This is a genomic window from Streptacidiphilus pinicola, from assembly GCF_003258295.1.
GTDB lineage: Bacteria > Actinomycetota > Actinomycetes > Streptomycetales > Streptomycetaceae > Streptacidiphilus > Streptacidiphilus pinicola.
In genome coordinates, this window is sequence record NZ_QKYN01000205.1 from 1 (window position 1) to 8,406 (window position 8,406).

7 protein-coding genes are annotated in these 8,406 nt (G+C 73.9%); 5 read left to right on the forward strand and 2 right to left on the reverse strand.

Annotated features, from left to right (window positions below; translation table 11 throughout):
- The 5 genes from DN069_RS36805 to DN069_RS36825 form a co-directional block, all read left to right on the forward strand.
- Positions 1-1,755 (forward strand): acyl-CoA dehydrogenase family protein (locus tag DN069_RS36805; protein ID WP_111507606.1); only part of this gene is annotated, 1,755 nt, incomplete at its 5' end.
- The gene (locus tag DN069_RS36810; RefSeq protein WP_111507607.1) at positions 1,752-2,945 is read left to right on the forward strand and encodes a lipid-transfer protein; all 1,194 of its coding nucleotides are present in this window, start codon (positions 1,752-1,754) and stop codon (positions 2,943-2,945) included. The genes DN069_RS36805 and DN069_RS36810, both read left to right, overlap by 4 nt.
- A 254-nt stretch (positions 2,946-3,199) precedes the next feature.
- Positions 3,200-4,066 (forward strand): MaoC/PaaZ C-terminal domain-containing protein, encoded by an 867-nt coding sequence (locus DN069_RS36815; RefSeq protein ID WP_111507608.1) that lies wholly within the window; start codon positions 3,200-3,202, stop codon positions 4,064-4,066.
- 79 nt (positions 4,067-4,145) lie between these two features.
- A complete protein-coding gene (locus tag DN069_RS36820) occupies positions 4,146-5,234 on the forward strand; it encodes a Zn-dependent alcohol dehydrogenase (protein ID WP_111507609.1) in 1,089 nt (362 codons plus the stop codon).
- Positions 5,231-6,175 (forward strand): 3-oxoacyl-ACP reductase, encoded by a 945-nt coding sequence (locus DN069_RS36825; RefSeq protein WP_111507610.1) that lies wholly within the window; start codon positions 5,231-5,233, stop codon positions 6,173-6,175. The genes DN069_RS36820 and DN069_RS36825 overlap by 4 nt, the downstream gene beginning before the upstream one ends.
- Before the next feature lie 38 nt (positions 6,176-6,213).
- Here the strand turns inward: DN069_RS36825 and DN069_RS40675 are convergent, their stop codons facing one another.
- Positions 6,214-6,354 carry a hypothetical protein gene (locus DN069_RS40675; protein WP_165845799.1) on the reverse strand — a complete coding sequence of 47 codons (141 nt, stop codon included), beginning with the start codon at positions 6,352-6,354 and terminating at the stop codon, positions 6,214-6,216.
- 89 nt (positions 6,355-6,443) lie between these two features.
- On the reverse strand, positions 6,444-8,406 hold a 1,963-nt coding region (locus DN069_RS36830; protein WP_111507611.1), incomplete at its 5' end, for a S9 family peptidase.

Below are 8,406 nucleotides of genomic sequence, written 5' to 3' on the forward strand. Positions count from 1 at the left end.
GTGATCCGCGCGGCGGAGGCGGAGCTGCTGGTGGTCCGGGCCGTCGGTGAGGGCGGACCGGCCTGGCACGCAGTCCCCGCCTCCGCCGCGCGGATCACCCCGCTGACATCGCTCGACCTCACCCGCGGCAGCGCCCGCGTCGAGTTCGACCACGTGCCGGGCGAACGGCTGTCCGCTCTCGCGGACGCCGATGCCGATGCCGATGCGATCGTGCGGACGCTGCTCGCTGCCGAGGCGGCTGGGATCGCCCGTTGGGCGCTGGAGACCGCCGCCGAACATGCCAAGGTGCGCGAGCAGTTCGGGCGCCCCATCGGCCAGTTCCAGGCCGTCAAACACCTGTGCGCCGGACTGCTGGTCCGCGCCGAGAAGGCCGCGGCCGCGACCTGGGCCGCCGCGCGCGAGACCACGCCGCTGACCGCCGCCGTGGCCGCGGCCCTCGCCGTCGACGCGGCCTGCGCCAACGCCGAGGAGTGCATCCAGATCCTCGGCGGTATCGGCTTCACCTGGGAGCACGACGCCCACCTGCGCCTGCGGCGCGCCCTGACGCTGCGCCAGCTCCTCGGTGGTGAGGGTGCCCTGTGGCGCGCCGTGACCGACGCCGCCGCGCACACCGCCGGGGAGTGGCGACCGCGACTGGAACTACCGCCGGAAGCGGAGGAGTTCCGCGCCGACGCGCGCGCCGCGGCCGCGTCCGTCGCCGGGCTCGACCCGGCCGAGCAGCGCCGCCGCCTCGCCCCGGGGGGTTGGGCCGCGCCGCATCTCCCGCCGCCCTACGGCCTGGGCGCCGGACCGCTGCGCCAACTCGTCGTCGAGCAGGAGCTCCGCGCCGGCGGCGTGCGGCTGCCGGACCTGACCATCGGCAACTGGGTCGTGCCCTCCCTGGTCGCCCACGGCACCGACGCGCAGCGCGAGCGCCTGCTGATGCCGACCCTGCGCGGTGAACTGACCTGGTGCCAACTCTTCTCCGAGCCCGAGGCCGGCTCCGACCTGGCCGCGCTGCGCACCCGTGCCGTCCGCCAGGAGGACGGCCGTTGGCGCGTAGACGGGCAGAAGGTGTGGACCTCCAGTGCCCGGACCGCCGACTTCGGCATCCTGCTGGCCCGCACCTCGCCCGAGAAGCCCAAGCACAGGGGCCTCACCTACTTCGTCGTCGACATGCGGCACACCCCCGGCATCGAGATCCGCCCGCTGCGCGAGCTCACCGGCGACGCCGTCTTCAACGAGGTCTTCCTCGACGACGTGCGGCTGCCCGCCGACGCGGTGGTCGGCGCCGTCGACGACGGCTGGCGGGTCGCCCGGCACACGCTCGGCAACGAGCGCGTCCACATGGCCGACTCCAGCCCCACCGGCCCCGCCGTCCAGCGGCTGCTGCACGCGCCCGGCGCCGACCCGGGGGCGCTCGGCCGCCTCGTCGCGGACGAGCACGTGCTGGCCTGCATCGACCTGCGGACCACGCTCAGCGCGCTGGACGGGCTCGATCCGGGCGCGGGCGGCAGCGTCCGCAAGCTCGTCTCCGCGCCGCACGCGCAGCGCGTGGCGGCCTGCGCGCTGGAGCTGTGCGGGGAGTCGGGCGCCGTCTACGAGGGGATCGGCCGCGAGGCCGGGCACGCGGTGCTGATGTCGCGCTGTCTGACCATCGCCGGCGGCACCACCCAGGTCCAGCTCAACGTCGTCGCCGAGCGCATCCTCGGCCTCCCGCGCGATCCACAGCCCGCATCGGAGAAGCCACAGCCCGCATCGGAGAAGAAGGCATGACCGAGAAGGTGTTCCTCGTCGGCGTCGGCATGACGAAGTTCGAGAAGCCGGAGACCAGGGACTGGCACTACTGGGACATGGCCAAGGAGGCCGGCGAGGCGGCCCTGGCCGACGCCGGCATCGGCTACGGGCTCGTCGAGCAGGCCGCCGTCGGTTACTGCCAGCAGCAGTCCACCGCCGGCCAGCGGGCCGTCTACGGCCTCGGCCTGACCGGGGTGCCCGTCTACAACGTCAACAACAACTGCGCCACCGGCTCGACCGCGCTGATGATGGCGCGTCAGTTCGTCGCCGGTGGGCTGAACGACTGCGTGCTCGCGCTGGGCTTCGAGCAGATGAGCAAGGGCGCGCTCGGCGGCGGCGCGGGCGCGGGCGGCCTCGCGGCCAGCCCCGTCGCCCGCCACTACGGGGTGATGGCCGCCCGGCACGGCTTCGAGGCGACCCCGCCGACGGCGCAGATCTTCGGCAACGCCGCCCGCGAGCACATGGAGCGCCACGGCACCACCGCCGAGCAACTGGCGCTGGTCGGCGTGAAGAACCACCGCCACTCGACGGCCAACCCGCGCGCCCAGTTCCGCGACGAGTACAGCCTGGAGCAGGTGCGGGCGGCGCGGATGATCCACGACCCGCTCACCAAGCTCCAGTGCTCGCCCACCTCCGACGGCGGGGCCGCCGCCGTGGTCGTCAGCGAGCGGTTCGTGCGGGAGCACCAGCTGCAGGACCGCGCGGTGGAAATCGTGGCGCAGGCGATGACGACGGACACCGAGGAGAGCTTCGCCTCCGGCTCCTGCATCGACGTCGTCGGCAAGCCGATGTCGCGCGAGGCCGGACGGGCGGTCTTCGAGCAGTCCGGCCTCGGCGTGGAGGACGTGGACGTGATCGAGCTGCACGACTGCTTCTCGATCAACGAGCTGCTCACCTACGAGGCGCTGGGCATGTGCCCGGACGGTGCCGGTGGCAAGCTGGTCGCCGAGGGCGCGACGACCTACGGCGGCCGCTGGGTGGTCAACCCGTCCGGCGGGCTGATCTCCAAGGGGCACCCGCTGGGCGCCACCGGCCTGGCCCAGTGCGCGGAGCTGGTCTGGCAGTTGCGCGGGGAGGCGGAGGGCCGGCAGGTCCCGGACGCGCGCGTCGGCCTCGCCCACAACATCGGCCTCGGCGGCGCCGCGGTGGTGACCTTGCTGCGCCGATGACGCCGTCCGTGACTGACCCGCGTCAGGGCGTTCTCAACTGAAGAGGTTTGCGCTAGAACTTGTTCTAGCTCGGCTCTCAGTTCTCAGTTCCTCAGCCCGCGGGACCGACCGGACCACAGCAGCAGTCGGCACCCGCGTCGAAGCGACCCCGGCGCGGCCGACGGTGCGGACGGCCGCGTCGGGGTCCACTACTGCTGAGACCCGGGCTCGGGGAATCCTGAGCAACCGGAAGCGAAAGACGAGAGAGGCTCCCCATGCCCATCAATCCCGCCGAAGCCCTCGCCGCACCGGCGCGCGTCACCGAACTCGCCTGGGACCACAAGGACGTGATCCTCTACCACCTGGGCATCGGAGCGGGCGCGCAGCGACCGGCCACGGACCCCGACGAGCTGCGCTGGACCTACGAGAAGGACCTCCAGGTGCTGCCCAGCTTCGTCACCGTCGCGGGCGGCGGCCTGGCCAAGGCGGGTGCCTTCAACCTGCCCGGCCTGCAGATCAACCTCGCCCAGGTGCTCCACGGTGGCCAGCGCATCGAGCTGCACCGGCCCATCCCGGCCACCGGCAAGGCCCAGCTGACCAGTTCGCTCGCCGCGATCTACGACAAGGGCAAGGCCGCCGTCCTGGTGATGCGCAGCGAGGCCGCCGACGCCGACGGCCCCCTCTACACCTGCGACACCGAGATCTTCGTCCGCGGCGAGGGCGGCTTCGGCGGCGAGCGCGGCGAGAGCGTCCGTATCGAGCTGCCCGCGCGCGAGCCGGACGCGGTGCGCGAGATCCCGGTCCGCCACGACCAGGCGCTGCTCTACCGCCTCTCCGGCGACTGGAACCCGCTGCACGCCGACCCCGACTTCGCCAAGCTGGCCGGCTTCGACCGCCCGATCCTGCACGGCCTGTGCTCCTACGGCGTCACCCTCAAGGCCGTCGTGGACGCCGTGCTCGGCGGCGACGCCTCCCGGGTGCGCGAGTACCGCACCCGGTTCGCCGGGATCTTCTTCCCCGGCGAGACGCTGCGGGTCCGGATCTGGCGCGACGGCGCGGACAGGCTGCTCGTCAGCGCGACCAGCGTGGAGCGCGACGACGCGCCGGTGCTCGCCGACACCGTCGTCACCTACCAGCCCTGAATCACGGCTCTGCCCGTACCGAGTTCCGTACCGAATTCCGCACCGAATTCCGCACCGCCACCACCGAGGAGCGAAGAAGATGCGCGCAGCGGTTCTGCACGAGACCGGCCAGGAGAAACTGGAGGTCCACGACGGCGTCGAGACCCCGGCCACCGGGCCCGGCCAGGTCCGGATCAGCATGAAGGCCGCCAGCCTGTGCCACTCCGACCTGTCCGCGATGAGCGGCGTGCTGCCGCAGCCCGCGCCCTTCGTGCCGGGCCACGAGGGTGCCGGCGAGGTCGTCGAGGTCGGCGCCGGGGTGACCGGACTGGCCGTCGGCGACCGCGTCATCGTCTGCTGGATGCCGCCCTGCGGCGCGTGTCCGTCCTGCCTGCGGGGCGAGGGCAACCTGTGCCTGGCGGCCTTCGCCAACATGGGCACGCCCAACTACCAGCACGACGGCAAGGACATCTTCGGCTTCTCCGCCACCGGCACCTTCGCCGAGGAGAGCGTCGTCGCCGCCGGCTGTGCGGTGAAGATCCCCGACGACGTCCCCTACGAGGTGGCCGCCCTGATCGGCTGCGGTGTCACCACCGGCGTCGGCGCGGCCGTCAACACCGCCAAGGTGGAGCCCGGTTCGAGCGTCGCCGTGATCGGCTGCGGCGGCGTCGGCATCGCCGCCATCCAGGGCGCCAAGGTGTGCGGCGCGGCCCAGATCCTCGCCGTTGACCCCGTCGCCTCCCGCCGCGAGTGGGCGCTGCGCTTCGGCGCGACCGAGGCCGTCCACCCGGACCAGCTGAACGACGCCAAGACCCGGATCACCGCCGGCGAGGGCTTCGACTACGCCTTCGAGGTCGTCGGCCGCTCCGCCACCGTGCGGGCCGCCTACGACGCGGTCCGGCGCGGCGGCGCGCTCGTCGTCGTCGGAGCGGGCGCGATGGACGACAACGCGCAGTTCAACATGTTCGAGATGTTCTTCAACGAGAAGCGCATCCTGCCGTCGCTGTACGGCGGCGCCGACGTGCCGGCCACCTACCGCAAGGTCATCGAGCTGTGGCGGGCCGGCCGCCTCGACCTGGAGGGCATGGTCACCCACCACGTCGAGCTCGGCCACGTCAACGACGCCATCGAGCAGATGCGCACCGGTGAGGCGCTGCGCACCGTCATCACCATGGGGGCCGACGTATGACGACCACCTCCCTGGCCGGCCTGACCGCCGTCGTCACCGGCGCGGGCCGCGGGCTCGGCCGCGCGGAGGCGCTCGAACTCGCCCGTGCGGGCGCGAACGTCGTCGCCAACGACTTCGGCGCGCCCGGCCGCGACGGCAGCGGCGCCGCGTCGGCCGCGCCCGCCGACGAGACGGTCGCCGAGATCGTCGCGGCGGGCGGCCGGGCCGTCGCGCACTACGGCGACATCGCCGAGACCGGCACCGCGCGGGAGTTGGTCGAGCTGGCGGTCTCGGCCTTCGGTCAGCTGGACATCCTGGTCAACAACGCCGGGATCCTGCGCGACCGCATGATCTTCTCCATGACGGACGAGGAGTGGGACTCCGTCATCCGGGTGCACCTGCGCGGCCACTTCGCCACGACCCGCGCGGCGGCGGCGCACTGGCGCGACCGCAGCAAGGCGGCCGGGGCGCCGGTGTACGGGCGGATCGTCAACACCTCGTCCGAGGCGTTCGTGGCGGGCTCGGCCGGACAGCCCAACTACGCCGCCGCGAAGGGCGGCATCGTCGGCCTCACCACCAGCTGCGCGGGCGCGCTGGCGCGCTACGGCGTCACCTCCAACGTCATCTGCCCGCGGGCGCGGACGCGGATGACGGAGGACGTCTTCGTGGGGTCCATGAGCGCGCCCGAGTCCGGCCTTGACCCGCTGGCCCCCGAGCACGTCTCCCCGCTGGTCGCCTACCTGGCGTCACCGGCGGCGGCGTCGGTCAACGGGCAGTGCTTCGTCGTCCACGGCGGCATGGTCGCGGTGCTGGGGGCTCCGCCGGTGCTGGCGAAGTTCGACACGGCGAAGGAGGCGTTCACGCCTGGGGAGCTCGACGAGCTGATGTCCCCGTTCTACGCGGACCGGAGGCCGGGGGACGGCTTCGCCAACCTGGCGGTGCTGGGGCTGAAGCACGAATGAGCGTGGGGGGCGCGGGCTCGGCCCGCGCCCCGGAGGGCTTACTCCGCGCGGCGGTGGCGGCCGTGGGGGCCGGCCTCGGCCGGCTCCTCCTCGACGATGTGCTGGTGACCGCGGTGGCGGCCGTGCGGGTCCTCCTCCGCACCGTTCTCAGGGGTGATGTCGGTGAAGGCATCAGACATGAGACTCGTGTTCTCCGTGGTTGTTCCGTATTCGGGCATGCGTGCTGGTGGCCCACCCTAGTAGCCCGGAACGCACGGTTCCCACCCGTTCACACCGTTCGCACGCTCCTCAAAAAACTCGCCAACAACTCCTGCAACAGTGGCGCGCCCTCCTCCGCCAGCACCTCGTGGCCCGCGCCCGCCGCCTCCACATACTGGAAGTCGGCCCCCTCCACCCGGCCGATCCGCAGCAACTCCTGCCGCAGCAGCCGGGATTGGGTGACGGGCACGACCTCGTCCCGATTGCCGTGGACGATCAGCAGCTCCGCCGTCAGGCGGTGACAGAGCAGCAGCACGTCCCGCGGGCCGTCCGGCAGGTCCGTCGCGGCGCCCATGCGTTCCGTCAGGTTCCGCACGGCCGGGGCCGCCTCCGCGGCCAGCCGCGCGCCGGAGAGGAACGGGGAGACCGCCGCGACGCGGGCGACCAGATCCGGGGCCGTGCCGGCCGCCAGCAGCGCGAGGAACGCGCCGTAGCTGACGCCGAAGAGCGCCACCCGGCCCAGGCCCAGCGACTCGCGCTGACCGCTGATGCTCTGCAGCAGCGACAGCACGTCCTCCAGATCGGGCCCGCCCCAGGCGTGCTGGACGGCCTGCGCGTGCTCGACGCCGTATCCCGTGCTGCCGCGCTGGTTGGGGGCGACGACGGCCATGCCCTCCGCGGCCAGCCGCTGCAGCGTCGGGTCGAACTCCAGCCGCCAGGCGTCCGCGGGGCCGCCGTGCAGGGCCATCACCAGATGCTCGGCGGTGAGCCACGCGTCGCCGCCGTAGACGACGCCCTCCAGCGGGCCGGCCGCGCCGGGCAGGGTGACCGTCTGCGCGCTCTCCCACGCGCGCCCGTCGCCGCGCCGCGCGCTGCCGTCGAGCCGCCAGCCGGTCTCGACGGGCGGCGGTATCACCTGCACGACGCTCGCCAGCCCGGCCTGACCGCCCTGGACCGGCGCCAGCCGGGGCCGCTCGGGCTGCGGCACGGGCCGCGTCTCGCCGCTGAGCAGCAGATCGACGTCGATGGAGGCCATGGCCGCCGGCTGGTCGGGCGCGGAGTAGGGCATGCGCAGGCCCGCGGCCGACCAGTGGGCCACGCCGCCGAGCCGCCCCGCGGGGATCGGCAGCGGATCCAGCCGGGTGCCGCCCGGCTCCCACAGGGCCAGGGTGGAACCGGCGCCCCAGTCCGCCTGGACGGCGACGCGGTTGCGCCCGGGCTCGATCGCGACCGGGCGCAGGAAGTGCAGGCCGCCGCGCAGGCACTCGGGGAAGTGCGGCGGCTCGCCGCTGCCGAGGAGACCCCAGCCGAGCCGGTCCTCGCCCGGCGCGTCGCTGCGGACCAGGACCAGCCCGCTGACCGGATCGCAGGCCGCCAGGCGGTCGTTGCTCTGTGCGGTGAGCTCCAGCAGCGGTGAGAGTCGGCCGGTGGCGAGGTCGAGCACGACCGTCTTGACCCGGCCCCCGCCGTCGCCCAGCCGCTGCAGCTGGTCCAGCCCCAGCAGCCGGCCGCCCCGGTCCAGCCAGACGCCGCCGCCGTACAGGCCGGGGAGCTCGGCGACCGGCTGCGGCAGCGATACGCCGTTCGCGCTGATCAGCCAGACCGAGGTGGTGGCCTGGCCGTCCGTGCCCAGCGCCAGGGCGACGGGCGCGCCCGGGGCCGGAGCGGGCAGCGGCAGCAGGCGCAGACCCGGCTGCTGGAGCCGCCCGGCGAACATATCCGCCTGGCCGTCCGTGCCCCGCACGATCAGCTGCTGCTGCGCGCCCTCGTGACGGCAGATCAGCACCCGGCCGTCGGTGAGCGCGACCAGCTGCGAGTGCACGTCCTCCGAGCGCCGCGCGCCCGCGCCCGGCCGCAGCGGTAGCGGCGCGCAGGGCTCGGAGAGCTCCCCGCCCAGCCGCCAGCTCTCCACGAACCACCGGCCGTCGGCCTCCGCCGCCAGGCACGCGGCGTGCGACCCGTCGGCGGCGAAGGTGAAGCTGACCCGCCGCAGCGCGGCGGAGTCGGGCGGCGGCCCCGCGGCGGCGCCGGTG